We start from the raw sequence: 24,476 nt of genomic DNA, 5'->3' as shown, positions 1-24,476 counted from the left end.
TGCTCTCTTAGACTTGTATCAGCAAGCCAAGAAACAATGACCGACAGTGACGTGACGACCGATCCACTAGCGAAGACGCATAACCCATGACGCTTCTTGCCCTGGGAATCAATCATCGTACTGCCACCGTAGCGGTGCGTGAGCAGGTAGCCTTTACGCCGACGCAGCTAGAAAGCGCGTTGGCCGAGCTGCGTAGCCTGCCGCACATCAGCGAAGCGGCGGTGCTTTCGACGTGTAATCGCACGGAGCTCTACTGTGTGACGGATGCCGCCGGTGAGCAGACCGTGCTGGACTGGCTGGGTCGTTTTCACAATTTACGCGTGGAAGAACTCTCCCGCTGCGCTTACCACTACCACGACAACGACGCCGCTCGGCACTTGATGCGCGTGGCCGTTGGTCTGGACTCCATGGTGCTGGGCGAGCCGCAAATTCTCGGCCAGTTGAAAGAGGCCTATCAGCAGGCGCGTCAGGCCAAAGGCCTGGGCGGTGAGCTGGAGCGCCTGTTCCAGCACACGTTTGCCGTGGCCAAACAGGTGCGCACCGAAACTGGCATCGGTAAAAATCCGGTGTCCGTTGCCTATGCTGCCGTGAGCATGGCTAGCCGCATATTCGATGATTTCAGCCGCGCCAACGCGTTACTGATTGGGGCCGGTGAGACCATCGAGCTGGTGGCCCGCCACCTGCACGAAGCCGGGGTGCGCCAGCTCACCGTTGCCAACCGTACTCGAGAGCGCGCCGAGCAGGTCTCTTCCTCGCTGGGGGGGACGGCGATTACGCTGCCGGAGATTCCCGATGCGCTGGAACGCGCCGACATCGTCATCTCTTCCACTGCCTCGCCGCTGCCGATTCTGGGCAAGGGTATGGTCGAGCGGGCGCTGAAAAAGCGCCGCCATCGCCCGGTCTTCATGGTAGACATCGCCGTGCCCCGGGATATCGAGCCGGAAGTGGGGGAGCTGGCGGACGTGTTCCTCTATACCGTCGATGACCTGGAAGAGGTGATCGAAGAAAATCGGCGTCATCGCCAGGTTGCGGCCGACCAAGCCGAGTCGCTGATCGAACACGGCGTGGGGAGCTGGCAGCAGGAGCGGCGGGTACGCAACGGGGGCGAGGTGATTCGCGATTTTCGGCGTCACGGTGAATCGCTGCGCGACCAAGCCCGCGACCAAGCGTTGGAGCGCCTGGCCAAAGGCGAAGACCCTGCCAAAGTGGTCGAGCGTTTGGCGCACCAGCTCGCTAACCGCTTCATGCATCAGCCGACGCTGACCATTCGCGAAGCGGCCGCCCAGGAAAACCACGATTTGCTCAGCGCCGCGCCGCGCCTGTTACTGCCTCCGAAGCCCGCCTTCGAGCAGCCTGCGCCCTCGGCAAAACGCCAGAAGGATGATACGCCCGCATGAAAGAGACTTTGCGCCAACGTTTAGACAGCTTTTCCGACCGGTTCGAAGAGCTGGCCATGCTGCTGTCGGATCCTGAGGTGATCAACCATCAGCAGCGCTTTCGCGACTACTCCCGTGAGTACGCCGAACTCGAAGAGCTGGTCGCCGCGTGGAAACGCTACCTCGACGTGGAACAGGGCATTGCCGAGGCCGAGCAGCTCAGCCGCGATAGCGACCCCGAGATGCGCGAGCTGGCCGAGATGGAGATTCTCGATGGCCGCGAGCAGTTGGAAACGCTCGATGCAGAACTCAAGCGCCTGCTGATTCCGAAAGATCCGGACGATGGTCGCGGCGTCTTCTTGGAAGTGCGCGCGGGCACCGGGGGCGATGAAGCGGCGATTTTTGCGGGCGACCTGTTTCGTATGTACTCCCGCTATGCGGAAAAGCGCGGCTGGCGCGTCGAAATTGTTAGCGCTAGCCACGGCGAGCAGGGCGGTTATAAAGAAGTGATCTCCCGGGTGAAGGGCGATGGCGTTTATGCACGGCTCAAGTTCGAATCGGGCGCTCACCGGGTGCAGCGCGTACCGGCGACCGAATCCCAGGGGCGTATCCACACGTCAGCGTGCACCGTCGCGGTGATGCCCGAGGTGGACGAAGTGGGCGATATCGATATCAATCCGGCCGATTTGCGGGTCGATACCTACCGCTCCAGCGGTGCCGGTGGTCAGCACGTCAACACCACCGACTCCGCGATCCGGATTACCCACCTGCCCACCGGCGTGGTCGTGGAGTGCCAGGAAGAGCGTAGCCAGCACAAGAACCGCGCCAAAGCGATGTCGCTGCTGGCCGCCAAGCTCAAGCGCAACGCGGTGGATTCCCAGCGCCAGGAGCAAGCCGATGCCCGCCGCTCGCTGGTAGGCTCTGGTGACCGCAGCGAGCGAATTCGGACGTACAACTTTCCTCAGGGGCGCATTACCGACCACCGTATCAACCTGACGCTCTACAAGCTGACCGAAGTAGTGAGCGGTGAGCAGTTGGACGACGTGATCGAGCCGCTGATTCACGAGTACCAAGCGGAACAGCTTTCGGCCCTGCAGGACGCGTAATGACGTTCGATGCCTTGCTGAACAGCGCGGCCCAGCGGCTGCAGCGCGCCGGTTCGCCATCGCCACGGATCGATGCCGAGGTGCTGATGGCCTTTGCCACGGGGCGCAGCCGCACATGGCTATACACCTGGGGCGATGGTGAATGCCCTACTTGGGAACATGCCCGCTTTGATGCACTGGTCGCCGCCCGCGCCCTGGGCCAGCCGGTGGCTTATTTGACCGGAGAGCGCGAGTTTTGGGGGTTGCCGCTGGCGACCTCTCCCTCCACGCTGATTCCCCGCCCCGATACCGAAACGCTAGTGGACGCCGTGCTGGCGCGTGCCAAAACGTCCGTCGGCAGGCTGCTAGACCTGGGCACGGGCACCGGGGCCATCGCGCTGGCCTTTGCCAGTGAACGACCGGCATGGCAGGTCGTTGGGGTCGATGTTCGCCCGGAAGCAGTGGCACTAGCCACTCACAATACTCAGTCGCTGCGCATCACCAACACAACTTTTCTGGTAAGCGACTGGTTTGCCGCGCTGACGGCGCCGCCTGAGGGCGCGGCTTTTGACATCATCGTCAGTAATCCGCCTTACATCGCAGCCGACGACCCGCATTTAGCCGAGGGTGACGTGCGCTTCGAGCCGCGTTCAGCGCTGGTGGCCGGGGCCGATGGCATGGCCGACCTGCTGCATCTGATCACCGCTGCGCAAAGGTTTCTTTCGTCGGGCGGCTGGCTGGCGCTGGAGCACGGCTACCAGCAGGCGCCCCTTGTTCGCCAAGCGCTGATTCATGCGGGCTATCAAAACGTTGAAAGCGTGCAAGACATCGGCGGCCATGAACGGGTTACCCTGGGGCATCTCGACTAACTGCCTGATTCATCAGTATTGGATCCTGCCATGAAACCAAAAAATAGAACGCTGGACCGTATCGACCTGAAAATTTTGCGTTGCCTGCAAGAAAACGCGCGCATCTCTTATGTAGACCTCGCGTCAGAGGTTGGGTTATCCACAACCCCTTGCCTAGAGCGCGTCAAGCGCCTGGAGCGTGCGGGGATCATTCGCGGCTATCAGGCCATTCTCGACCCTCGGGCACTCAAGGCGAACCTGCTGGTCTTCGTGGAAATTAGCCTGGAAACCCAGTCACCTGCCGTGTTCGACGAGTTTCGCCGTGCGGTGGAGAAGCTGCCGCAAATTCAGGAGTGCCATTTGGTCTCTGGGCAGTTCGATTACATTTTGAAGTGCCGCATTCCCGAAATGGCCGCGTATCGTCAGCTATTGGGCGATGTGGTGCTGACCCTGCCCGGCGTGAAAGAGTCGAAAAGCTACGTGGTGATGGAGGAGGTGAAGGAGAGCTTTAGCCTGCACATCCCCGACTTCGAGGAATTTGAGGATAAGTAACGCGATGATGGACGACCAGGCGCTGCTGCGCTATAGCCGCCAAATCATGCTGCCTGAGGTGGACATTGAAGGGCAGGAGCGCTTGCGCGCTGCCCATGCGCTGATCATCGGTGCCGGTGGGCTGGGCTCGCCGGTGGCGCTCTATCTCGCGGCGGCGGGCGTAGGCACCATTACCATCGCCGATGCTGACCATGTCGAGCTAACCAATTTGCAGCGCCAAATTGCCCATCATCAGGCAAGCCTGGGGGTGAACAAAGCGCGTTCAGCCAAGGAGCGTATGCAGGCGCTCAATCCTGAGTGCCAGGTCGTGGCGGTAGAGCAGCACGCAGAAGGCGAAGCGCTCACTGCACTGGTGGCCTCGGCGGATGTGGTGCTGGACTGTACCGACCGTTTCTCCAGCCGCTATGCCATCAATGCCGCCTCCCAGCAGGCAGGCGTGCCGCTGATTTCCGGCGCGGCGATTCGCTTTTCGGGCCAGCTGGCGGTGTTCGACCCGCGTGATGAGGCGTGCCCTTGCTACGCCTGCCTCTACCCGCCAGCAGACAGCGACGACGAAGCGCTGAGCTGTGCAGAGAGCGGTGTCATGGCTCCGCTGGTAGGGCTGATTGGCTGCTTCCAGGCGGTGGAAGCGTTTAAGCTTTTAAGCGGCGCGGGGAGGACGCATCAAGGCTTATCTACCTTCGATGGTTTGACCGGCCAGTGGCGCCATTTCCAGGTGCCGAGAGACCCCGCCTGCTCGGTGTGTAGCGCCCGCGCATAAAAAAACGCCCGCAGGGAGGCGGGCGCGACGTCACGGTCTTCACGTCAAAGGGAACGAACTCAGTAGGGCGGCGCTGCCGCCCTCTTAGCCAGTCATTCGGTTAGTTACGAATCAGGTAATCGAAGGCACCCAGTGACGCCTTGGCACCTTCACCCATGGCAATGATGATTTGCTTGTAGGGCACGGTAGTGACATCGCCTGCGGCGAACACGCCGGGCACCGAGGTCATGCCGTGGGCATCGACGATGATCTCGCCACGGGGTGACATTTCGATGGGTGAGCCTTTCAGCCACTCGGTATTGGGTACCAGGCCGATTTGTACGAAGATGCCTTCCAGCTCGATGCTCTTCACTTCATCGGTGTTGCGGTCTTTGTAGGTCAGGCCGTTGACACGGCTGCCGTCACCGGTGACTTCAGTCGTTTGGGCATTCAGCACGATATCCACGTTCGGCAAGCTCTTCAGCTTCTTCTGCAGTACCGCGTCGGCGCGCATTTCACCCATGAACTCCACCAGCGTCACGTGACCGACGATACCGGCTAGGTCGATCGCGGCTTCGACGCCAGAGTTACCGCCACCAATGACCGCCACACGCTTGCCTTTGAACAGCGGGCCATCGCAGTGAGGGCAGTAGGCAACGCCTTTGTTGCGGTACTCTTGCTCGCCGGGCACGTTCATTTCACGCCAGCGGGCACCGGTCGCCAGTACCAGGGTCTTGCTTTTCAGCTTGGCACCGGACTCGAAAGTGACTTCGTGCAGGCCGCCTTCGGCTTCCGCCGCTTTGAACGACGTGGCGCGCTGGAGGTTCATCACGTCGACGTCGTACTCTTTGACGTGTTCTTCAAGGGCGCTGACCAGCTTGGGGCCTTCGGTATGGGTGACGGAGATGAAGTTCTCGATGCCCATGGTGTCGGCAACTTGGCCGCCAAAACGTTCGGCAGCAACGCCGGTATTGATGCCCTTACGGGCAGAGTAGATCGCTGCCGACGCACCTGCCGGGCCGCCGCCGATAACGAGGGTGTCAAACGCGGCTTTTTCGCTCAGCTTCTTGGCTTCACGTTCGGCAGCGCCGGTATCTACTTTGGCCAGAATCTGTTCGAGGGTCATGCGGCCCTGGTCGAACGGCTTGCCGTTCAAGTAGATGCTGGGCACGGACATGATTTCGCGCGATTCGACTTCATCCTGGAACAGCGCACCGTCGATGGCGACGTGGCGCACCTTCGGGTTGAAGATCGCCATCAGGTTCAGCGCTTGCACGACATCCGGGCAGTTCTGGCAGGAGAGCGAGTAGTAGGTCTCGAACAGCATCTCGCCGTCGAGAGCTTTGATTTGATCGAGCAGTTCTTGAGAAGTCTTGGGTGGGTGGCCACCCACTTGCAGCAGCGCCAGTACCAGCGAGGTGAACTCGTGGCCCATGGGGATGCCAGCAAATACCACGCCGGTCTCTTCGCCGGGGCGGTTGATAGCAAACGACGGGGTACGGCTGTCTTGCCCGTCGGTGTGCAGAGTAATCTTATCGGTGAGGCTGCTGATATCTTCCAGCAAACCCAGCAATTCACGTGACTTGGCACCGTCATCGAGGGACGCAACGATCTCGAACGGTTGAGTCACTTTTTCCAGGTAAGCTTTCAACTGATTTTTTAAATTGGCGTCCAGCATGACAGTGGCTTCCTCGCAGTCAGCAGTAAGTCGTTCTCGACCTAAAACGCACGCTGCCGAATTAGTCGGGCAGCCGATGGCGCTAGGGAAAACAGGGATGCGGTGATACGGGTACTTAAACAAAACACCCGGGCCGAGTGCCCGGGTGTCGTGCTGCCTTTGGGGCAGCGGTAGGCGATTTAGATTTTGCCTACGAGGTCCAGAGACGGGGCAAGGGTCTCTTCGCCTTCTTTCCATTTGGCCGGGCACACTTCGTTCGGGTTTTCACGAACGTACTGAGCAGCCTTCACTTTACGTAGCAGCTCTTCTGCATTACGACCGATGTTGCCAGCGTTGATTTCGACGATCTGGATTTTGCCATCCGGGTCGACGACGAAGGTGCCGCGCTCGGCCAGACCTGCTTCTTCGATCAGAACTTCGAAGTTGCGAGAAATCTGTAGGGTCGGGTCAGCGATCATCGGGTACTGGAGCTTGCCGATGGTGTCAGAGCTGTCGTGCCATGCTTTGTGGGTGAAGTGAGTGTCGGTAGACACGCTGTAGATCTCGACGCCCAGCTTCTTGAAGGCTTCGTAGTTATCGGCCAAGTCGCCAAGCTCAGTCGGGCAGACGAACGTGAAGTCGGCCGGGTAGAAGAAGAAGATGGACCACTGACCTTTCAGGTCCGCTTCAGTGACGTCGATAAACTCGCCGTTCAGGTAAGCGGTGGCTTTAAACGGTTTTACTTCAGTGTTGATCAAAGACATTCAGAACGTCTCCACAAAAGGTGAATGGCAGTAGAAAAAGTTGTTGCTCATGGTAGCGGACTACGACTAATAGCTAAAATTGGAAAAGCGAATCTTTCCAATAGGTAGTGGCTATTGAACGATGTGGCTACCGTCAGCGACCCTTGAGGTGGGGGCGGTGGCTCCTGAATACAAGAATTTTTCAGTTACTCTTGCGATAGACGGCACTGCACCGCAAAATTCGCACGGTTGCGATAATCGCCTAAGCTGTTTTCAGTTGGATTCGGTGTGCACATGACGACACCTGCCAACGAACAGCCGGTGGCCGAACGTGGGCTGTGGTGGTGTGGACTTTACATTTTAGGAGTAGGTCAATGGGGAACATCCAAAAACTTTCAGGGGCCGTTACGGCCATCTCTTTCGCCGTAGCGGCTGCCGCTGCCCACGCTGACGAAGTGCGGGTATACAACTGGTCTGACTATATCGCCCCGGAAACGCTGGAGAAGTTCACCGAGCGTACCGGTATCGAAGTAACGTACGATGTGTACGACAGTAACGAAATTCTCGACGCTGCGCTGCTGTCCGGCCGTTCAGGCTATGACGTGGTGGTGCCGTCAACCTACTACTTTACGCGCCAACTCAAAGCAGGCGTGTTTCAGCCGCTCGACCACGAGCTGCTGCCCAACCTGGACAACCTCGACCCTGAGCTGATGGCCAACCTCGAGTCCATCGACCCAGGTAGCGAATACTCCGTTCCTTACATGTGGGGTACGAATGGCATCGGCTATAACGTCGAGCGTGTCACCGAAATTCTCGGTGACGATGCTCCGTTGGATAGCTGGGCGCTGCTGTTCGACCCGGAAATCACCACCCAGCTGAGCGAAGCAGGCTGCGGCCTTGCCATGATGGATTCAGGCGATGAAATGCTGTCGCCGGCCATGGTTTACCTTGGTTTGGATCCGCTGAACGAGACCGTCGAAGACATCGAAGCCGCCGGTGAGCTGATCGCCAACGTTCGTGACAACATTACGTACTTCCACTCTTCGCGTTACGTGTCTGACCTCGCCAACGGCGATATTTGCGTGGCCGCAGGTTACTCTGGCGATATCTTCCAAGCCGCTGCGCGTGCCGAAGAAGCGGGTCGCGACTTCACCATCGGTTACAGCATTCCGAAAGAGGGCGCTGCCCTCTGGTTCGACATGATGGCGGTGCCGGCGGATGCGCCGAACCCCGAGAACGCTCACGCCTTCATCAACTTCATCCTCGACCCGGAAATCGCCGCTGAGATAAGCGAGTACGTGCGTTACGCCAACCCCAACCTGGCGGCTAACGAGTACCTGTCCGATGAACTGATCAACGACCCGGCCATTTACCCCGAGACCGACGTGATGAAGAACCTCTACGTTCAAGTCGAGAAACCCCAGGAACTATTGCGTGCTCGCACGCGCACCTGGAACCGCGTCAAATCTGGACGTTAATGCCAATCATCGTCTGACGGCGAGCCGGGCTGCTGCCCGGCTCGCTGTTTGTCTTTTATCGCCCGGTTAACCGGGCCTTTTGATGGGAGTGGCGAATGGTCACTACGCCCCTGTCGAACGACGCCTCCTCTGCTTCGTCTGCCGTTCCTCCTCCGGCTCGCGCCCAGGGGAAGGCACCTCGATTTGCCGAGGATATCGTTTTAGAGGTCAAGCGTTTGAGCAAGCGATTCGATGATGCGCTTGCCGTGGATGACGTGAATTTACAGGTAAAGCGCGGCGAAATTTTTGCCCTGCTGGGCGGCTCGGGGTCGGGTAAGTCGACGCTGCTGCGCATGCTGGCCGGGTTCGAAACGCCCAGTGAAGGGCGCATTTTGTTGAGTGGCGAGAACATCACCGAGATGCCGCCACACAAGCGTCCCATCAACATGATGTTTCAGTCGTATGCCCTGTTTCCGCATATGACCGTGGCCCAAAACATCGCCTTCGGCCTGAAGCAGGACAAGCTACCTAAAGCTGAAATCGATGCGCGGGTTGCCCAGATGCTCAAACTGGTGCACATGGAGCGCTTCGCCAAGCGTAAGCCTCACCAGCTCTCGGGTGGTCAGCGTCAGCGTGTGGCTTTGGCCCGCTCGCTCGCCAAGCGACCCAAGCTGCTGCTTCTCGATGAGCCCATGGGCGCACTGGATAAAAAGCTGCGTACCGAAATGCAGTTGGAAGTGGTCGAGATCATCGAGCAGGTAGGCGTGACCTGCATCATGGTGACCCACGACCAGGAAGAAGCCATGACCATGGCGGATCGGGTGGCGATCATGGCCGATGGCTGGATCGAGCAAGTCGGCTCGCCGGTGGATATTTATGAAAGTCCCGCTAGCCGTATGGTGGCCGAATTCGTGGGCACGGTGAACCTGTTCGAAGGCGAGATCATCGAAGACGCCGCCGATCATTGCCGCATCGAATCACCGGCGCTGTCTCGGCCGATCTACATCGACCACGGCATCACCACGCAAGCGGTGGACCGTCGGGTGTGGGCAGCGCTGCGCCCCGAGAAAATCTGGCTGACTCGCGAACAGCCGACGTGTGAGTACAACTGGGAAGCGGGCAAAGTGGACGATATCGCCTATTTGGGCGGCTACTCGCTCTACTACGTGCGCACCGCCTCAGGGCAGATGATCAAGGTGAGCATGGCCAACACCGAGCGTCGCGGCGACCGTCCCACCTGGGAGGATAGCGTGTACGTTTATTGGGAAGACCATAGCGCTATCGTGCTGAACCGCTAATGCCCGGGTGGCTGAGAGGAGATTGCCTATTATGATGCCATCTCGCATTGCAGGCGTGATCAAGCGGATGCAGCTAGGCCGTCGCGCCGTGATTGCGTTCCCGCTGGTGTGGCTCACGCTGTTTTTCCTGCTCCCGTTTGCGCTGGTGCTGAAAATCAGCCTGTCAGAGTCAGCGATTGCCATACCGCCCTATGGGCCGCTGGTGGAGTATGCCGACCAAACGCTGAACATCTTTTTGAATGTGGGCAACTATCTGTTTTTGTTGTCCGATTCCCTTTATGTGGCGGCGTACTGGGGGTCGATCAAGACCGCCTTCATCGCCACGGCGGTGTGTTTGCTGATTGGTTATCCAATGGCGTATGCCATGGCGCGTGCGCCGGGCCGCTGGCAGCTCATTCTGCTGCTGTTGGTCATGCTGCCATCGTGGACCTCATTTCTGATTCGGGTCTACGCCTGGATGGGCATTCTCAGCAATAGCGGCTTGATCAATAACCTGCTGATCGGTTTGGGGATCATCGACTCCCCCTTACAGATGATGAACACCCATTTTTCGGTGATTGTAGGGATCGTCTACGCCTACCTGCCGTTCATGGTGCTGCCGCTGTATGCCCACTTGACGCGTTTGGATAACTCGCTGCTGGAAGCGGCGTCGGATCTTGGGTCACGTAAATTCAACACCTTCTTGAAAGTCACGCTGCCGCTCTCGATGGGGGGCATCATCGCAGGCTCGATGCTGGTGTTCATACCGGCAGTCGGGGAATTCGTCATTCCTGAGCTGCTGGGCGGCCCAGATACGCTGATGATTGGTAAGGTGCTGTGGGAAGAGTTCTTCCTCAACCGGGATTGGCCCGTGGCCTCGGCGCTCGCCATGGTCATGCTACTGCTGTTGCTTGTCCCCATCGTGTGGTTTCACCGTTACCAGTCACGGGAGCTTGAAGAATGATGAGATCGCGTCGACGCCCAAGTTTTACCACCGTGATGCTGGTTGCAGGGCTGCTGTTTCTCTATCTACCCATGGTCGTGCTGGTGGTCTATTCGTTCAACGAATCCCGCTTAGTGACGGTATGGGCCGGGTTTTCCACCCAGTGGTACGGCGAGCTGTTCCGTGACCAGCAGATTCTGTCGGCGGTTTGGACCAGCCTGGAGATCGCCTTCTTTGCCGCCAGCATGGCGGTGTGCCTAGGCACGGTCGCTGCCTTCGTCATGACGCGCTACGGCCATTTTCGGGGGAAAACGGCGCTCTCGAGTATGGTGACCGCGCCGCTGGTCATGCCGGAGGTGATCACCGGTCTTTCGCTGCTGCTGCTATTCGTGCAAATGGCGCAGCTGATCGGCTGGCCCGCCGACCGTGGCATGGCGACCATCTGGATTGCCCACACCACGTTCTGCAGTGCCTACGTGGCGGTCGTGGTGGCCGCTCGTCTGAGGGAAGTGGACCGCTCTATCGAAGAGGCGGCCATGGACTTAGGCTCACCGCCGGTCAAAACCTTCTTCTTCGTGACGCTGCCAGTGATCTCGCCCGCGCTGGCCGCGGGCTGGCTGCTGGCGTTCACCCTATCGCTGGACGACTTGGTCATCGCCAGCTTCGTGTCGGGCCCCGGTGCGAATACGCTGCCGATGGTGGTGTTCTCTTCCGTGCGTATGGGGGTGTCTCCGAAGATCAATGCGCTGGCGACGCTGATCATTTTGACGGTGTCGTTGGCGACGCTGCTGGCGTGGTACTTCATGCGCCGCAGCGAGGCCAAGCGTTTGGCAGCCATTCAGCAAGCCGAAGGGGCTTGAGGGCAGGGCGGTAAAGCGCTAGAGGACGTCGTCGTCACGCCCCGTGATGACGGCGTCTAGCTCACCGGTCATGGGAGAGACGATGACCTGTAGCTGAATGGGCGCACAGCACTGGTGACAATCCTCCCAGGTGTCGTGGCTGCCCTGGGAGGTGTCGATCACGAAGGTGAGCGGCGTGTCACAATAAGGGCAGTGAAAATCGTGATTGACTAACGCATCGTCTTGCATGGTATTTGCCCTTTTTAGCGTTACACTCGTGGTACATCAGCATGATGGTTTCTTAGTGTAGCAGTGCTGTTGGCAAGCAGGCACCTGAGGCGCGAATCAGGTAGGATAGTGGCAGGTTGTCCCGAATCACCTAGCGAGATGAAAGCGATGATGAAACGATACATGGCAGTTGCGGCCCTAGCGGCCTTCCCGATGGTCGCCCAGGCGGAAACACCCAACGTGACGCCCGGCGAATGGGAGTTCGTCAGCGTGACCAGCGTCAGCGGCGATATGCAGATTCCCGATCAAACCGAAACCGAGCGTCAGTGCATCACGCAGGAAGAGCTGGAAGGCGCGGAGTTTGGGTTCATCGAAGAGGAAGAGGGCTGCGAGCTGCTTGACCAAGACATGAATGCCGACGGCCTCTCCTACAGCATGGTATGCCGCGCTGAAGGTGGCGAAGCCACCATCGACGGCGAAATGCGCTTCATGGGCGAGCAGATCGAAGGCACCGTGGATATTCTGACGCAGTCCCCCATGGGTGAGCTGACCATGAACACCGCGATTGAAGGCGAGCGCATCGGCGACTGCGAATAAGCACAGCCGTTGTGACGATTAAACACTAAGGGCGCCGCGTTGGCGCCCTTAGTGTTTCTGGTGGTTATGTTTTATCGCTCGGGCGTATCAAGCGGCGTGTGTTGAGCCGTGGGCGCATTAGCGATTTCTTCTTCGAGCTGGCGCTTCACTGCTCCAGGCGAGCCAGAGTGGCGGGCCAGCAGATCGTAGGCCACTGGCACGACGAACAGCGTGAAGACGGTTGCCGCCCCAACCCCGGCCATGATCACCGTGCCAATCACCAACCGCGATTCCGCCCCCGGGCCGCTGGAGATGATCAGTGGAATGGCCCCCGCCATGGTGGTCACGGCGGTCATCAAAATGGGCCGCAGGCGAGTGACCGAGGCTTCAATCAGCGCCGAGCGAAATCCTTGGCCCTCATCGCGCAACTGGTTGGCGAACTCGACGATCAAGATACCGTTCTTGGCTGCCAAACCAATCAGCAGCACCAGGCCCACTTGGCTGTAGATATTCAGTGACTGGCCGCTGAGCAGCAGCGCAAGCAGCGCCCCGCTCATGGCCAGCGGCACCGTGAGCATAATCACAAACGGGTGGATGAGACTTTCGAACTGGGCGGCCAGTACCAGGAACACCACCACCGCACCCAGCACCAGCAGGAACATCGTCGCACCGCTGGCCTGCTGGAAATCCCGGGATGGCCCCGCCACGTTGGTTTGTACCTCTTCTGGCAGCAGGGTGTCGGCGGTATCTTGCAGGTAGGCCAGCGCTTCGCCCAGCGGGTAGCCGTCGGCGAGGTTCGCTTCGATGGTGATGGCGCGTACACGGTCGAAGCGGTTGAGCGTGCTGGCATCGGCAAAGTCGGACAGCGTGACCAGACTGGCCAGCGGAATGAGCTCTCCTGTGCGTGCTGAGCGCACCTGAATGTTATCCAGCGCGCGGGGGCTGTTTTGGCGGCTGCGGTCGCCTTCCACGATGACGTCGTACTCCTCACCGTCGTCCACGTAACGGGTCACGTTACGGCCCCCCAGCAGCACTTCCAGCGTGCGGCCAATCTCGGTCACGGTCACACCTAGCGAGGCGGCACGCTCGTAATCGATATCGACCCGCAGCTGCGGCTGGGTTTCGTCGTAGTTGCTCTCGATGGCCGTCAAACGCGGGTTGTTTTCCCGCACGTGATTGATCAATCGATCACGCCAGCGGGCAAGCTCTTCGTAAGTGCCGCCGCCCAACACAAACTGCACCGGCTTTTGGGTGCGCTGGCCAAAGCCCTGGCGCATCACCGGAAAGGCCTGAACGCCCGGCAGCGAGCGGAGCTGCTGGCGCACGTCGGCCATGATCTCCCAGGCGCTGCGGCGGCTGCCCCAGTCGGCCATATTGACGATGATGAAGCCGCTGTTGAAGTTCTCGATATTGCCGAAGCCGCGCGGGGCACGCACGACCACGCGCTCCAGCTCGCCGCTCTCAACAAACGGCGTCAGCCGCGCTTCGATTTCATCCATGTAATCCATCATGTAGTCGAAGGTAGCTCCCTCAGGCCCGTTGACCAGCACGATGAAGTTGCCGCGGTCTTCCTGCGGGGTGTACTCATTGGGCAGTTCCGATGCCAGCCACGCTGTGCCTGCAATCAGCAGCGCAAACAGGGCGACCACCAGCCACTTGGCCGCCAGCACGACTTCCAGCGCTCGCTGGTAGCGGCGCTTGGTGCCGTCCAGCAGCCACTGCACGCCTTGGCCAACGCGGCTATCGTGCATGCCGGGCTTAAGAATTTTGGAGGCCATCATCGGCGTTAGGGTGAGCGCGAGCAGGGTAGAGACGACCACCGCCGCTGCCATGGTGAGGGCGAATTCCGAGAACAGCCGGCCAATGTCGCCTTGCAGCATGCTGAGCGGCACAAATACGGCGACTAGCACCAGCGTCGTGGCGATCACCGCAAAGGCGATTTGACGCGTGCCGCGAAAGGCGGCCACCAGCGGCGTTTCGCCGTAGTCATGCATGCGTCGGTTGATGTTTTCGAGCACCACAATGGCGTCGTCCACGATCAGCCCGATGGCCAGCACCAGGGCGAGCAGGGTGAGCAGGTTGATGGAGAAGTTCATCGCCGCGAGCGCCGTGAAAGCGCCAATCACGGCAATCGGCACCGTGACGGCGGGGACGAGGGTCGTGCGCAGGTTGCCCAGGAACAGAAAGATCACCACCACCACGAGCCCCATGGCGATAAAGAGGGTCATCACCACCTGCTCGATGGCACCGGAGACGAATACCGAGGCGTCGTAATTCAGAGCCAGCGACATGCTTTCGGGCAGAGTGCCTTGTAGTCGCGTCAACTCCTGTTGCACCGCTTCCGACAGCTCGATCACATTGGCGGTGGACTGCATGATCATCCCTAGGCCCACCATGGGCACGCCATTGGCTCGGAACACCGAGCGATCCTCCACCGACCCAACTTCCACGCGGGCGACATCGGAAAGACGTACCAAATAACCGTTGCTGCTCTGGGCCAGGGCCAAACGCTGAAAATCATCGGCGGTAGAGAAGCTGCGCGGCAGACGGACGATGAACTGGCGGTCGTCGGACTCGATCGAACCTGCGGGAAGTTCGACGTTTTCCGCCCGCAGTGCATCTTCCACGTCGCCCACGGTGAGGCCGCGAGCCGCCAAGGCGTTACGGTCGAGCCAGATGCGCATGGCATAATCCTGCCCGCCGCCCACGCGAACGCGGGCAACGCCCGGCTGCACCGAGAGGCTATCGACAAGAAAGCGGTTGGCGTAGTCGGTGAGCTCGGCAATTGAGTAGTCCGCTCCCGAGAGGCTGAGCCAAACGACGATCTCTTCGCTGCTGTCGGCTTTGGTAACTTCCGGGTTGTCGGCGTCGTCGGGTAGGTTGCGCAGTGCGCCTGAAATGCGGTCGCGGATATCGTTAGCGGCAGCGTTGATATCCATGGTGATGGCGAATTCGATCTCGATGCGCGAGCGGCCATCTTCACTTTGCGAGGTGATGAGTTCGATGCCCTCCACCCCGGCAATGCGATCTTCTAACACTTGGGTAATGCGTGTTTCTACTACGCTGGCAGAGGCACCGGGGTAGCGGGTATCGATACTGACGATGGGCGGGTCGACCGTAGGGTATTCTTGCAGCGGCAAGCGGTTGAGCGCCAGCAAGCCAAAGGCAATGATCAGGGCGGCAATCACCATGGCCAGAACGGGCCGCTGGACGGAAATGTCGGATAAACGCATTAGCGATCAGCCTCCAGCAGCGAGCGAATGTCCGTCGTGTCATCGGCAATGCCCAATATGCGTACTTCCTGGCCTTCCCGGGCGAGCTGCAGGCCGTGAATCACGACCAAGTCGCCTTCACGAATACCTTCCAACACCTCGACTTCTCCACTGCGCCGCTCGCCAATAGCGACTTCACGACGCTCTAAGCGCGGGGCCTCTTGCTGTTGAATCACCATGACAAAATGGCGGTTGCCGCTGGGTTGAAGGGCGGCTTCGGGCAGCACTAACGCATCGCGCACGCGCTGCTGCACGATGACTTCCATCAGCATGCCAGGGCGCAGCTTTAAGTCAGGATTGGCCAACTCGGCGCGCACGTTGACGCTGCGGGAGACGGGGTCGATACGGGTGCCGATACTCGAGATCTCGCCGCGAAACACTTCATCCGGGTACGCGGCGGTGGTGGCGCTCAGGCTCAGCCCAGCTGAGAGTCGGTCTAGAAATACTTCGGGCACGGTGAAGTCGAGTTTCATGACGTCGAGCTTGTCGAGAGTCACCAGCGCCATGCCAGGCGTAACGAGTGCGCCCACACTGACATTGCGAAAGCCCACCCGGCCGCTGAACGGCGCGTGGATGCGATAGTTTTCCAGGCGGGCTTCCAGCGCTTGGGCATCAGCTTGCGCTTGGCGAAGCTGGGATTGAGTATCTTCGACGTCGGCTCTGGCCGCGAGGTTGCGCTGCTGTAGCTGCGAGGCGCGGCCAGAGGCGTTACGCCGTTCATCGGTAATGGCTTGGGCAGCCCGTAACAGCGCCTGCTCCTCGCTGTCTTCGAGGCGAATCAATAAACGGCCACGCTCGACCTGCTCGCCATCGTCGAAATTGATTTCAGCGATGGTGTCCGTGACGGTAGCGGATAGGGTAACGCTCTCATCGGCGTTCAAGGTGCCCAACGCTTCCAGCGGATCGGACCATGTTTCGGTCTTGACGTGGTAACCAATGACCGGTGGCTGCGATTGCGCATAGGCACCAGCGGCCCATCCTAGCAGGAGCAAGAGGCAGCAAAAAAAGCGTTTAAAAGCGAACATAGGTGTCTCTATCGTATTGAGCAGGAGGCGCAGCTGAGAGCAATCGTTAGCCATAACGCCCAGCGGTGTTGTTGCGACTAGGTTTTTCTTATGCTTTTCTTGTACATAGCTTTTTAAAATGTACAGTAATTTAGGGCGTCTTACCTGCTAAAATGCCCGACTTTTCATCTTGGGAGCCTCTGTTATGGTCTACGACGTCGTGGTCATCGGCGCGGGTGCTGCGGGATTGATGTGTGCGGCACAGGCTGGCTATGCCGGGCGACGTGTCTTAGTGCTCGACCATGCAAACAAAGCGGGTAAAAAAATCCTAATGTCTGGGGGAGGCCGCTGTAACTTTACCAATCTTGATACAGCGCCTGGACACTTTTACTCTGAAAATCCTTATTTTTGCATTTCTGCGTTGAAACGTTATCGCCCGGAACATTTTGTATCGCTGGTCGATACCCACGGCGTCGACTACGTGGAGAAAGCGCCTGGGCAACTCTTTTGCGCCGACTCTGCCAAAGAAATCGTCCGGGTTCTACTGACCGAGTGTGACTGGGCGGGAGTGGAAGTGGCGCTCAAGACGTCCATCTCGCGACTGGAGCGCCAAGGCGAGGGCATGCGCTTGACCACTTCCATGGGTACCATCGATGCAGGCGTGGTCGTGGTCGCCACAGGAGGGCTCTCCATTCCCACTATGGGCGCGACGGGCTTTGGCTACGAAATTGCGCGCCAGTTCGGCCTGGAGGTGCTGCCCACTCGCCCCGGCCTGGTGCCGTTTACCCTGAGCGATAGCTGGAAAGAGCGTGCCGCAGCGCTTTCCGGGGTCAGCTTGCTCACGGCGGTAAGCTGCAAGGAGGCGCGCTTCGTCGAACCGATGCTGTTCACTCACCGGGGGCTCTCTGGGCCGTCCATGCTGCAGATTTCCAGCGTATGGGAGCCGGGTAACGTGATCTCCATCGACCTCTTGCCGGGCGAAAACGCGGCTGACGCTTTGCGTCATGCGCGTCATGAAACCCCAAAAAGGCTGCTGTCGACGTGGCTAGGCGAGCGTTTCCCTAAGCGTATTGCCCAGGCGCTGCAAGAGTGGTACCCCGATGCTCACTTGGCCAGCCCGTTGGCGCAGTATAGCAACGATGCGCTCGATGTTTGGGCCCAGCGGCTCAACCAATGGCAGCTAAAACCGGCAGGCACGGAAGGGTGGCGCACGGCGGAGGTCACCATGGGGGGCGTGAGTACCGATGCAATCTCATCGAAAACCTTCGAAGTCAAAGACCTTCCACAGCTGCGCTTTATTGGCGAAGTGTTGGATGTGACGGGGCAACTGGGCGGCTATAACTTTCAGTGGGCGTGGGCCAGCGGCGTCGCCTGTGGTCAAGCGTGCTAGGCGCTATTGATGCGCACGAAAAAGCCGCTGCGTTGCTCCGCAGCGGCTTTTCTAAAGCCTCAGCTCAGCGAATATGATGTGAGATCACGTCGCCACTTTGGTCAGTAACTTCAATTTCCTAAAGAGCATGTAGCCTGCGAGCACCTTACGGCCAGCCGCCATGGCACCGCCAGGATGGCGCGCAATGCGCAAAGCCGCGATGCCGCCGATGGCATACAGGGGAAGCTTGAGGCTTTTCCATTGACTGTCCAGCGGCGACGACGCGCGTAGAAGCGTGTCGCTGTCGATCAGCATGTCGATGCGCTGCTGCTCCAGCTCAGCCAGTAATGCCGCCTTACGCTCTGCTCGGGTAGGCGGTTTAACGACGCTGTCGTGACGGCTCATCCTCATTCACCTCCAGCAGGGCGCGATCAGCGGCGAGCTGCTTTAGTGTTTCTTTGAGCAGCGTGTGACGCTTGGCTTGGCGCAGGGCAATGACGGCCAGCAAAATGCTGAGTGCAATGAGCACGCCAGCGCTAACGCTGATCGCGGTCAGGCGATACGTATCCCAAAAGAGCACGACCACCAAAGCGGTTAGCGTGGCGACGCCAAGTAGCAGTAGCAGAAGGCTGGCACCTGCCAGCAGCAGCAATACCAATAGACGTGCGCGCTCTTCCTCTAACTCCAAAACCGCCAAACGCAGGCGGGTTTCACTGTTGGCAACCAGTGTTTTTAGCAAGCGTTTGGCGGCAGAAAAGACGCGTTGGGTAGGACCCAAAGCCATTAGCGACGTCCGAGCAGCATACCGACGACAAGGCCAGCGGCGGCACCGATGCCGATGCTAGTCCAAGGGTTTTCACGAACATAACGGTCACAGCAGTCGACCTGCTCGGAGAGCGTTTCGCGGGTATCTTCGTAGAAACGTTCGCCGCGTGCTTCCAGGCGGGCACGGGTATCCTTCAAACGTCGTTCGGCACGCTCGCGCAGATCGCGCATTTCACCGCTGGCGTCTTTGGAGGTGGCGTTCATCAGCTCTTCGACGGTCTCGCTGAGGTGACGCAGATCCTCTTTCAACTGGTCAGCACGGGCGGAGGTGTCTGTATTACGTTTTGCCATGATGTCTTCCTTTGACGAGTAAATGAGTGACGACTCCAGCATAGCAGTCGTCACCGGATAGACAACCCTACCGGGTTAACGGTTCAGCCCGGTGGCGCTGAATAGTGGGTTGAGGCTGAAACCAAGGCTCAAGCGATGCACGCGATGGTTGTAGTCGATCATGCTCTCCCCGTATCCGTAATAGTACTGCACATGGGCGCGAACGCCATTGAATGCGGGCCAGCTGTAATCGACCTGCGTGCCGTAATTGCCAGCGCTGGGGTTACCGCGCAGTTGACCGGCAACTTCATGATTGTTCTGCAGACGCTTGGCGAGACGAATGTCGCCATAGCCGACGAAGCGCTCGATGTCTGGGTTGTCATCGTCGCTCTCTGACTCTGGCACGCGCCAATGAGGCGCAAGGGTGAGCGCCCAATCACCGCTTTGGAAGGTGCTTTCCAGGTATACCCGGTTCCAACTCCGCGAGAGCGGGTCGGAACGGCCATTTGACTGGTGGATGAATGACACGCGATTGCGCGTATTTACCCAGCCCAGACCACTCCAGGCGTTGTCGAAGTCGATGAACACTTCAGGCTCGTAGTTGGTTTCCCGGAAAGGGGAGGAGGCGTCGGTATTGTAGGCCTGCCACCAGCTACGCTGGGTATAGGCGAAATAAACGTCGCCGATGTCACCAAAGACATTCTCTGCCAAGTTGAACTTGGCACTAAACTGAAACTTGACTTCGCCGCTATCCGGCTGTACTTCATCGGAAATGCTGCGGAAGTTCTCGACATTCTGGTTCGAATTGTAGCTGATGGGAAACAGGTAGTTGGTACGGTGCGTGGTGATCGAGAACGGGTTACGCGACGACTCCTGTTCCAACTGACGTCGCTCGCTCAGGTCTTCCAGCGCCGCTTCTACCGGCAGTGGTTCCGGTTCGACACCCCGTGCCGCCTCTTTAGGCGCTTCGATTTGCTGCAGTTGCTGGCGCAGTTGGTAAAGCTCGGTATTGAGTGCCTGAATACGCGCCTCAATGTCTTCTCGGGAATCGGCCAGAGCACTTTGGCTGAGCACGGTCGCGCTCGCGAAGGCCGCCATACCGGTTAACAGCAGTTTTCGGGTAACCATCAACGTGGCTCGCAAAGTAAGAGTAGAGATATACCAGCGTTGTTTCTATACAGGCCGCCTGTGTAAGTCAACTCTCGATGCAAAGGGGCACGGACAAGATTGCGTCACGATGGCTTACCTATGACAATAAGCCCCTTGCCCGACTTAGCGGGTCGACATGTCAATGAGGCATCCGTCACGTGGTTAGAAATGCCCTGAAGGCGGCCATCGGCTGCCTATGTATGGTGGCGATGTTAGCAGGTACCGCCACTGCTCAAAGCACTCCGGTTGAGCGCGTCCCTCCTCAAACAGAGCTGACCGAACGCCTAGCGGCGCTGGAATCGCTCGACACCGAGCTCACCGAAGACCAGCAGCGCGATCAGGCGGCACTGACCGCTGCCTTGCAAGCCTACGAGCGGCTGCAGGCCATCGAAGAGCGTCAGCAGGCGCTGGAACAGCGGGTCAACCAAGCCCCTGACCAGCTGCTGCGTTTGGAGCGCGAGCTGAGTGATGCCGAAGAGGAGAGCCAACAGCTATCGGTCGATCGCCTCAGCGATATGCCTTTAGAGGCGTTAGAGGCCGAGCAGGCGGACGCCGTAGTCGAGCTGCAGCAGCTACAGAGCCAAATGGCGGAAGTGAACTCCCAACTGCTTGCGGCACAAACGCTGCCGGAGCGGGCACAGCAGGCCATTTCCGATGCGCTGCAGCGCGCCGAAACGCTACGCCGTGAGCACGATACCCGTGCGGCGCTGCTCGCCGACCGCCAGCTCTCGGCCCGTGAGGATGCGCAGCTCATTCAGTGGCGCTTGGAGCGAGCACTGGCTGAGCAAGAGGTGAGCCTGAACCAGCGAGAGCTGAGTGCCAACAGCCGCTTGCGCGAGCTGGCCCAGCAGCGCCGCGACTTGCTGGCCTTGCAGATTGATCAGCAGGAGCAGCAGCTTAACCTGCTGCAGGGCGTCATCGACCGCCAGCGACGCCTTCAGTCCGAGCAGGCCATTGCCGATGCGGCCAAGAATGACCCACTCATCGCGGAAGGGCATCCGGTCGTGTTGAACGCTCAGCAGCTTAACCAAACGCTGAGCCTAGAGTTACTGCGGGCAACCGACCGCGCCAATGGCATCGTGCGGGAGAACATCGAGGCGCAGCGCCAATTGGAGCATGTTCGCCAGCTTCAGCGCAGTCTCAACGAGCAGATGGAAGCGATTCGTGGCAGCCAGCTGCTGTCGCGTATTCTCCGCGAGCAGCGCCAGTCGCTGCCGGACGTGGTGCCGCGGCGTGATTTACAGGACGAAATCGCCGACCTGCGTTTGAAACAGTTCGACCTCATTCGTCAGCGTGACCAGCTTCGCCAAGGGGAGCGCTTGGCCACCCAGCGCCTGGAGGAAGCCGGGGTCGATGTCACGCCGGGCTTGGTAGACTCTCTCACCCGGTTGTATCAGTCTCGTCGCGAATTGGTCGAGCAGCTCGAGCAGGCTTATGGCAGTTTGCTGAGCTCAGCCATCGAGCTGCAGCTCAATCAACAGCAGCTGCTCACCACTACTCGCGATCTGCGCGCCACGATCGATGAGCAGCTCTTTTGGGTGGCCAACAGCCGCCCGCTGGACGTGAACTGGCTGCGTCAACTCCCCCAGCATCTCAAACAGGAGTGGTACGAAGGGGAGTGGCGTGCCGTGTTACCGACCCGCTGGCAGGGACTCTCGTGGGATTTGCTGGTGGGCGCGCCGTTGCTGCTGCTGAGCGTGGTATTGATCGCCTTACGTGGTCGGATCAAACAGCGTTTGGCGCTGATTCATTCGCAAATTGGCCGTTTGAAGAGCGACACCCAACTGCATACCCCCAAGGCCGTCCTGCTCAATGCGCTGTTGGCGTCGCCGGGGCCGCTGGCGCTTGCGGGAGCGGGCGTTGCCCTGCGCACTGCCGAGGGTGGCCTTTCACTAGGGCTGTCGCCTGCGCTGCTTCAGCTTGGCTTGAGCTGGTTCGTGATCGCACTGGGGCGGCGCTTGCTGGTGCCCGATGGTGTGGCGGAGCGCCACTTCACCTGGGCGCCAGCGTATAACGCGCGGCTGCGCCGCCTGTTGATCGGCCTGGGGGTTGCCCTGGTGCCGGTCGTGGCCATTGCGGCCATGTCCGAACAGATGGAAACACCGCTGGCCATGCGGCCAGTGGCCATGGGGCTGTTCATGAGCGGGCTGGTGGCCATGGCTTGGTGGCTGGCGCAGCTCATTCTTGCTCATGTGCCGATTTTTGGTGTGCGGCTTTTCAGGTTGATCCTGGGGTTGGCGATGGCCGCCGTGCCGCTGGTGCTGATGGGGCTGGTCGCTTGGGGTTACGAGTACACGGCGCTCAGGCTGGTGGCGCGCTTTGCCATTACGCTCTACTTGCTGGGGCTTTGGGTCGTGGTGGAAGCGACGGTCGTACGCAGTTTGGCCGTGGCCGCCCGTCGGCTGGCGTATCGCCGAGCGCTGGCGAGGCGCCGAGCCCAAGTGCAAGAGGGGGCCGAAGGTGGGCTGGAGGTGGTCGAGGAGCCGCCGCTGGATATGGAAAAGATCAATGCCCAGTCGCTGCGTCTTTCCAAGCTGATCCTGCTGATTGGCTTCAGTGCGCTGCTCTATTTGGTGTGGTCGGACCTGCTCTCGGTGTTGGGTTACTTGGATCAGGTGTCGCTTTGGGAGGCGGGCGAGGGCGATTTGGTCGACAACGCGCTCTCTATTTCTGACTTTTTTACGGCGCTGCTGGTGGTCGCCGTCACCTTCATCATGGCCCGTAACCTGCCTGGCCTGCTCGAAGTGATGGTGCTGTCACGCTTGGCGCTCAAGCAAGGGAGCGCCTATGCCATTAGCTCGTTGCTCTCTTACACCATCGTGGGAACGGGCATTGTCATGTCGCTGGCGACGTTGGGGGTCTCTTGGGACAAATTGCAGTGGCTCGTGGCGGCGTTGAGCGTGGGGTTGGGTTTTGGTTTGCAGGAGATCTTCGCCAACTTCATTTCGGGGTTGATCATTCTGTTCGAGCGTCCTATTCGTATCGGTGACACCATTACGTTAGGGAATCTTCACGGCACGGTCAGCCGGATTCGCATTCGGGCTACCACGGTGACCGACTTCGATCGCAAAGAGATCATCATTCCTAACAAGACCTTCGTCACGGATCAGCTCATTAACTGGTCGCTGTCTGATAACGTGACCCGCGTGGTGCTGACCTATGGGGTAGCCCATGGCTCCGACTTACCGTTGGTGCATCGGCTGTTGCGCCAAGCCGCCGATGAAAATGCCCGCGTGCTGGATGACCCGGAGCCTCAGGTGTTCTGCTTGAGCTATGGGCCGCACAGCTTGAATTTCGAGTTGCGAATTTTCGTCAACGACTTGTTGGACCGCCTGTTCGCCGCCGATGAGGTGAATTGTCGGGTGGATGAGCTGTTCAAGGAGGCGGGAGTGAAGATCGCCTTCGAACAGCTCGATGTATGGCTGCATCGTGAGCAGGGGGAGTCGGTGAAAGTGCAGTCTCAACCGACTCTCCCGCCTGCCACATTGAGCTAGCCGTTAGCGTTTGCTGGCGAGTAGGAGAAATTCTCGGTTGCCATCTCCGCCGGTGATGGGGCTCTCTTGCCAGTGGCTGATGGCAAGGCCGCACTGCGCGCAGGCGGTGCGTATTTTTTGCTCCACCTCTGCGTAGCGACGAGGTTCTCGCACGACGCCGCGTTTATCCAGCGCCCCAGGGTCCAGCTCGAACTGCGGTTTGACCAGCGATAGAAGTTGCCCGCCAGGGGGCAGCAGCGCGGCAATCTCCGGCAGAATCAGCGTCTGGGAGATGAACGACACATCCATCACCGCAAGATCAATGGGGCGCTCGGCCAGCGCGTTCAACAGCGCCGCTGCCCTGCTCATGTGGCGGGCGTTAAGGCCCTCCAAGCAGGTCACGCGCGGGTCGCTGCGCAGGTGGCTGGCGAGCTGGTCGTGACCCACTTCCACACCAATCACGTGTCGAGCGCCAAACTGTAGGGCGCAATCGGTGAAGCCGCCCGTCGATTGGCCGATGTCCAGCACGCCTCGCTCGTCGAGGCGCATGTCCAGCGCGTGTAACACGCCCTCTAGCTTGAGCCCCGCACGGGAGGCGTAGCGCTCCTCTGGGTCTTCGTCGATATGCAGCGGCGTGTCCAAGGGCCACTTTTCCGAGGGTTTGGTGAGCCGCGTACCATCGCGCAAAAAAACGCGCCCGTTTTTGATCAGCCGTTGGGCACGGGTACGAGAACTGGCCAGCCCTTGGCTGACCAGCAGTTGATCGAGTCGTATCATCGTGGTCGTGTCTATCG

General features: G+C 59.6%; 22 protein-coding genes. 12 read left to right on the top strand and 10 right to left on the bottom strand.

Going from position 1 to position 24,476, the window contains the following annotated elements; translation table 11 throughout:
* Nucleotides 1-86 precede the first annotated feature (86 nt).
* The 5 genes from hemA to QIT27_RS00555 are packed head-to-tail and all read left to right on the top strand — an operon-like array spanning nt 87 to nt 4,621.
* Complete coding sequence (gene hemA, locus QIT27_RS00575) at nt 87-1,397, top strand: glutamyl-tRNA reductase (protein ID WP_159341656.1); 1,311 nt, start codon at nt 87-89, stop codon at nt 1,395-1,397.
* Nucleotides 1,394-2,482, top strand: coding sequence for a peptide chain release factor 1 (gene prfA / locus QIT27_RS00570; protein WP_253017234.1), 1,089 nt, complete (start codon nt 1,394-1,396; stop codon nt 2,480-2,482). The genes hemA and prfA overlap by 4 nt, the downstream gene beginning before the upstream one ends.
* Nucleotides 2,482-3,330 carry a peptide chain release factor N(5)-glutamine methyltransferase gene (gene prmC / locus QIT27_RS00565; RefSeq protein ID WP_285262583.1) on the top strand — a complete coding sequence of 283 codons (849 nt, stop codon included), beginning with the start codon at nt 2,482-2,484 and terminating at the stop codon, nt 3,328-3,330. Before prfA ends, prmC begins: the two co-directional genes overlap by 1 nt.
* A 30-nt stretch (nt 3,331-3,360) precedes the next feature.
* A complete protein-coding gene (locus QIT27_RS00560; protein WP_044628221.1) occupies nt 3,361-3,861 on the top strand; it encodes an Lrp/AsnC ligand binding domain-containing protein in 501 nt (166 codons plus the stop codon).
* A 4-nt stretch (nt 3,862-3,865) separates the two neighbouring features.
* Complete coding sequence (locus QIT27_RS00555; RefSeq protein ID WP_159341659.1) at nt 3,866-4,621, top strand: HesA/MoeB/ThiF family protein; 756 nt, start codon at nt 3,866-3,868, stop codon at nt 4,619-4,621.
* A 100-nt stretch (nt 4,622-4,721) separates the two neighbouring features.
* Here the strand turns inward: QIT27_RS00555 and ahpF are convergent, their stop codons facing one another.
* Together ahpF and ahpC are read right to left on the bottom strand one after the other, a co-directional pair.
* Nucleotides 4,722-6,278, bottom strand: coding sequence for an alkyl hydroperoxide reductase subunit F (gene ahpF, locus QIT27_RS00550; protein WP_159341660.1), 1,557 nt, complete (start codon nt 6,276-6,278; stop codon nt 4,722-4,724).
* Between the two features lie 179 nt (nt 6,279-6,457).
* Entirely contained in the window at nt 6,458-7,021 is a 564-nt protein-coding gene (gene ahpC / locus QIT27_RS00545) for an alkyl hydroperoxide reductase subunit C (protein ID WP_159341661.1), read from the bottom strand.
* Nucleotides 7,022-7,374: 353 nt separating this feature from the next.
* Here ahpC and QIT27_RS00540 point away from each other — a divergent pair, with 353 nt between their 5' ends.
* The 4 genes from QIT27_RS00540 to QIT27_RS00525 all read left to right on the top strand — a co-directional run bounded on the left by QIT27_RS00540 (nt 7,375) and on the right by QIT27_RS00525 (nt 11,537).
* Nucleotides 7,375-8,478: a polyamine ABC transporter substrate-binding protein gene (locus tag QIT27_RS00540; RefSeq protein WP_159341662.1), complete on the top strand. Its 1,104-nt coding sequence runs from the start codon at nt 7,375-7,377 to the stop codon at nt 8,476-8,478.
* A gap of 95 nt (nt 8,479-8,573) precedes the next feature.
* On the top strand, nt 8,574-9,755 hold the full coding sequence (locus QIT27_RS00535; protein WP_159341663.1) for an ABC transporter ATP-binding protein: 1,182 nt from the start codon (nt 8,574-8,576) through the stop codon (nt 9,753-9,755).
* A gap of 31 nt (nt 9,756-9,786) precedes the next feature.
* On the top strand, nt 9,787-10,698 hold the full coding sequence (locus tag QIT27_RS00530) for an ABC transporter permease subunit (RefSeq protein WP_159341664.1): 912 nt from the start codon (nt 9,787-9,789) through the stop codon (nt 10,696-10,698).
* On the top strand, nt 10,695-11,537 hold the full coding sequence (locus QIT27_RS00525; RefSeq protein ID WP_159341665.1) for an ABC transporter permease subunit: 843 nt from the start codon (nt 10,695-10,697) through the stop codon (nt 11,535-11,537). The genes QIT27_RS00530 and QIT27_RS00525 overlap by 4 nt, the downstream gene beginning before the upstream one ends.
* Before the next feature lie 18 nt (nt 11,538-11,555).
* On the opposite strand, the gene QIT27_RS00520 is transcribed toward QIT27_RS00525, so the two are convergent.
* On the bottom strand, nt 11,556-11,765 hold the full coding sequence (locus QIT27_RS00520) for a zinc ribbon domain-containing protein (protein ID WP_159341666.1): 210 nt from the start codon (nt 11,763-11,765) through the stop codon (nt 11,556-11,558).
* A 162-nt stretch (nt 11,766-11,927) separates the two neighbouring features.
* Between QIT27_RS00520 and QIT27_RS00515 the strand changes: the two genes are divergently transcribed.
* Nucleotides 11,928-12,341 carry a DUF3617 domain-containing protein gene (locus QIT27_RS00515; protein ID WP_253017241.1) on the top strand — a complete coding sequence of 138 codons (414 nt, stop codon included), beginning with the start codon at nt 11,928-11,930 and terminating at the stop codon, nt 12,339-12,341.
* 71 nt (nt 12,342-12,412) lie between these two features.
* On the opposite strand, the gene QIT27_RS00510 is transcribed toward QIT27_RS00515, so the two are convergent.
* Nucleotides 12,413-15,553, bottom strand: a complete 3,141-nt coding sequence (locus QIT27_RS00510; RefSeq protein ID WP_285262582.1) for an efflux RND transporter permease subunit — start codon at nt 15,551-15,553, stop codon at nt 12,413-12,415.
* Nucleotides 15,553-16,617, bottom strand: coding sequence for an efflux RND transporter periplasmic adaptor subunit (locus QIT27_RS00505; protein ID WP_285262581.1), 1,065 nt, complete (start codon nt 16,615-16,617; stop codon nt 15,553-15,555). The genes QIT27_RS00510 and QIT27_RS00505 overlap by 1 nt, the downstream gene beginning before the upstream one ends.
* A gap of 184 nt (nt 16,618-16,801) precedes the next feature.
* Here QIT27_RS00505 and QIT27_RS00500 point away from each other — a divergent pair, with 184 nt between their 5' ends.
* Entirely contained in the window at nt 16,802-17,986 is a 1,185-nt protein-coding gene (locus tag QIT27_RS00500; protein WP_285262580.1) for a BaiN/RdsA family NAD(P)/FAD-dependent oxidoreductase, read from the top strand.
* Nucleotides 17,987-18,070: 84 nt separating this feature from the next.
* On the opposite strand, the gene QIT27_RS00495 is transcribed toward QIT27_RS00500, so the two are convergent.
* The 4 genes from QIT27_RS00495 to QIT27_RS00480 form a co-directional block, all read right to left on the bottom strand.
* Nucleotides 18,071-18,370 carry a YqjK-like family protein gene (locus QIT27_RS00495; RefSeq protein ID WP_253017245.1) on the bottom strand — a complete coding sequence of 100 codons (300 nt, stop codon included), beginning with the start codon at nt 18,368-18,370 and terminating at the stop codon, nt 18,071-18,073.
* Complete coding sequence (locus QIT27_RS00490) at nt 18,345-18,749, bottom strand: phage holin family protein (RefSeq protein ID WP_159341671.1); 405 nt, start codon at nt 18,747-18,749, stop codon at nt 18,345-18,347. The genes QIT27_RS00495 and QIT27_RS00490 overlap by 26 nt, the downstream gene beginning before the upstream one ends.
* A complete protein-coding gene (locus tag QIT27_RS00485; RefSeq protein WP_159341672.1) occupies nt 18,749-19,081 on the bottom strand; it encodes an ElaB/YgaM/YqjD family protein in 333 nt (110 codons plus the stop codon). Before QIT27_RS00485 ends, QIT27_RS00490 begins: the two co-directional genes overlap by 1 nt.
* A gap of 75 nt (nt 19,082-19,156) precedes the next feature.
* Entirely contained in the window at nt 19,157-20,188 is a 1,032-nt protein-coding gene (locus tag QIT27_RS00480) for a phospholipase A (RefSeq protein ID WP_285262579.1), read from the bottom strand.
* Between the two features lie 179 nt (nt 20,189-20,367).
* On the opposite strand from QIT27_RS00480, the gene mscK reads away from it, so the two are divergent.
* Complete coding sequence (mscK, locus tag QIT27_RS00475; protein ID WP_285262578.1) at nt 20,368-23,703, top strand: mechanosensitive channel MscK; 3,336 nt, start codon at nt 20,368-20,370, stop codon at nt 23,701-23,703.
* A 3-nt stretch (nt 23,704-23,706) separates the two neighbouring features.
* Here the strand turns inward: mscK and QIT27_RS00470 are convergent, their stop codons facing one another.
* A complete protein-coding gene (locus tag QIT27_RS00470) occupies nt 23,707-24,459 on the bottom strand; it encodes a TlyA family RNA methyltransferase (protein WP_285262577.1) in 753 nt (250 codons plus the stop codon).
* Nucleotides 24,460-24,476 lie beyond the last annotated feature (17 nt).

The organism is Halomonas sp. LC1, from assembly GCF_030247125.1.
GTDB lineage: Bacteria > Pseudomonadota > Gammaproteobacteria > Pseudomonadales > Halomonadaceae > Vreelandella.
Note: the sequence above shows the minus strand (reverse complement) of the source record. Positions and strands in the feature narration are given on the sequence as shown.

Excerpts from the sequence above, each read along its gene's own strand:
- QIT27_RS00535 (WP_159341663.1), top strand. The coding sequence starts at position 8,574 with ATGGTCACTACGCCCCTGTCGAACGACGCCTCCTCTGCTTCGTCTGCC.
- QIT27_RS00525 (WP_159341665.1), top strand. The coding sequence starts at position 10,695 with ATGATGAGATCGCGTCGACGCCCAAGTTTTACCACCGTGATGCTGGTT.
- prfA (WP_253017234.1), top strand. The coding sequence starts at position 1,394 with ATGAAAGAGACTTTGCGCCAACGTTTAGACAGCTTTTCCGACCGGTTC.
- prmC (WP_285262583.1), top strand. The coding sequence starts at position 2,482 with ATGACGTTCGATGCCTTGCTGAACAGCGCGGCCCAGCGGCTGCAGCGC.
- hemA (WP_159341656.1), top strand. The coding sequence starts at position 87 with ATGACGCTTCTTGCCCTGGGAATCAATCATCGTACTGCCACCGTAGCG.
- QIT27_RS00490 (WP_159341671.1), bottom strand. The coding sequence starts at position 18,749 with ATGGCTTTGGGTCCTACCCAACGCGTCTTTTCTGCCGCCAAACGCTTG.
- QIT27_RS00530 (WP_159341664.1), top strand. The coding sequence starts at position 9,787 with ATGATGCCATCTCGCATTGCAGGCGTGATCAAGCGGATGCAGCTAGGC.
- QIT27_RS00470 (WP_285262577.1), bottom strand. The coding sequence starts at position 24,459 with ATGATACGACTCGATCAACTGCTGGTCAGCCAAGGGCTGGCCAGTTCT.
- QIT27_RS00540 (WP_159341662.1), top strand. The coding sequence starts at position 7,375 with ATGGGGAACATCCAAAAACTTTCAGGGGCCGTTACGGCCATCTCTTTC.
- QIT27_RS00500 (WP_285262580.1), top strand. The coding sequence starts at position 16,802 with ATGGTCTACGACGTCGTGGTCATCGGCGCGGGTGCTGCGGGATTGATG.
- QIT27_RS00560 (WP_044628221.1), top strand. The coding sequence starts at position 3,361 with ATGAAACCAAAAAATAGAACGCTGGACCGTATCGACCTGAAAATTTTG.
- QIT27_RS00480 (WP_285262579.1), bottom strand. The coding sequence starts at position 20,188 with ATGGTTACCCGAAAACTGCTGTTAACCGGTATGGCGGCCTTCGCGAGC.
- QIT27_RS00505 (WP_285262581.1), bottom strand. The coding sequence starts at position 16,617 with ATGTTCGCTTTTAAACGCTTTTTTTGCTGCCTCTTGCTCCTGCTAGGA.
- QIT27_RS00555 (WP_159341659.1), top strand. The coding sequence starts at position 3,866 with ATGATGGACGACCAGGCGCTGCTGCGCTATAGCCGCCAAATCATGCTG.
- QIT27_RS00520 (WP_159341666.1), bottom strand. The coding sequence starts at position 11,765 with ATGCAAGACGATGCGTTAGTCAATCACGATTTTCACTGCCCTTATTGT.
- QIT27_RS00515 (WP_253017241.1), top strand. The coding sequence starts at position 11,928 with ATGGCAGTTGCGGCCCTAGCGGCCTTCCCGATGGTCGCCCAGGCGGAA.
- ahpF (WP_159341660.1), bottom strand. The coding sequence starts at position 6,278 with ATGCTGGACGCCAATTTAAAAAATCAGTTGAAAGCTTACCTGGAAAAA.
- QIT27_RS00510 (WP_285262582.1), bottom strand. The coding sequence starts at position 15,553 with ATGCGTTTATCCGACATTTCCGTCCAGCGGCCCGTTCTGGCCATGGTG.
- QIT27_RS00485 (WP_159341672.1), bottom strand. The coding sequence starts at position 19,081 with ATGGCAAAACGTAATACAGACACCTCCGCCCGTGCTGACCAGTTGAAA.
- QIT27_RS00495 (WP_253017245.1), bottom strand. The coding sequence starts at position 18,370 with ATGAGCCGTCACGACAGCGTCGTTAAACCGCCTACCCGAGCAGAGCGT.
- ahpC (WP_159341661.1), bottom strand. The coding sequence starts at position 7,021 with ATGTCTTTGATCAACACTGAAGTAAAACCGTTTAAAGCCACCGCTTAC.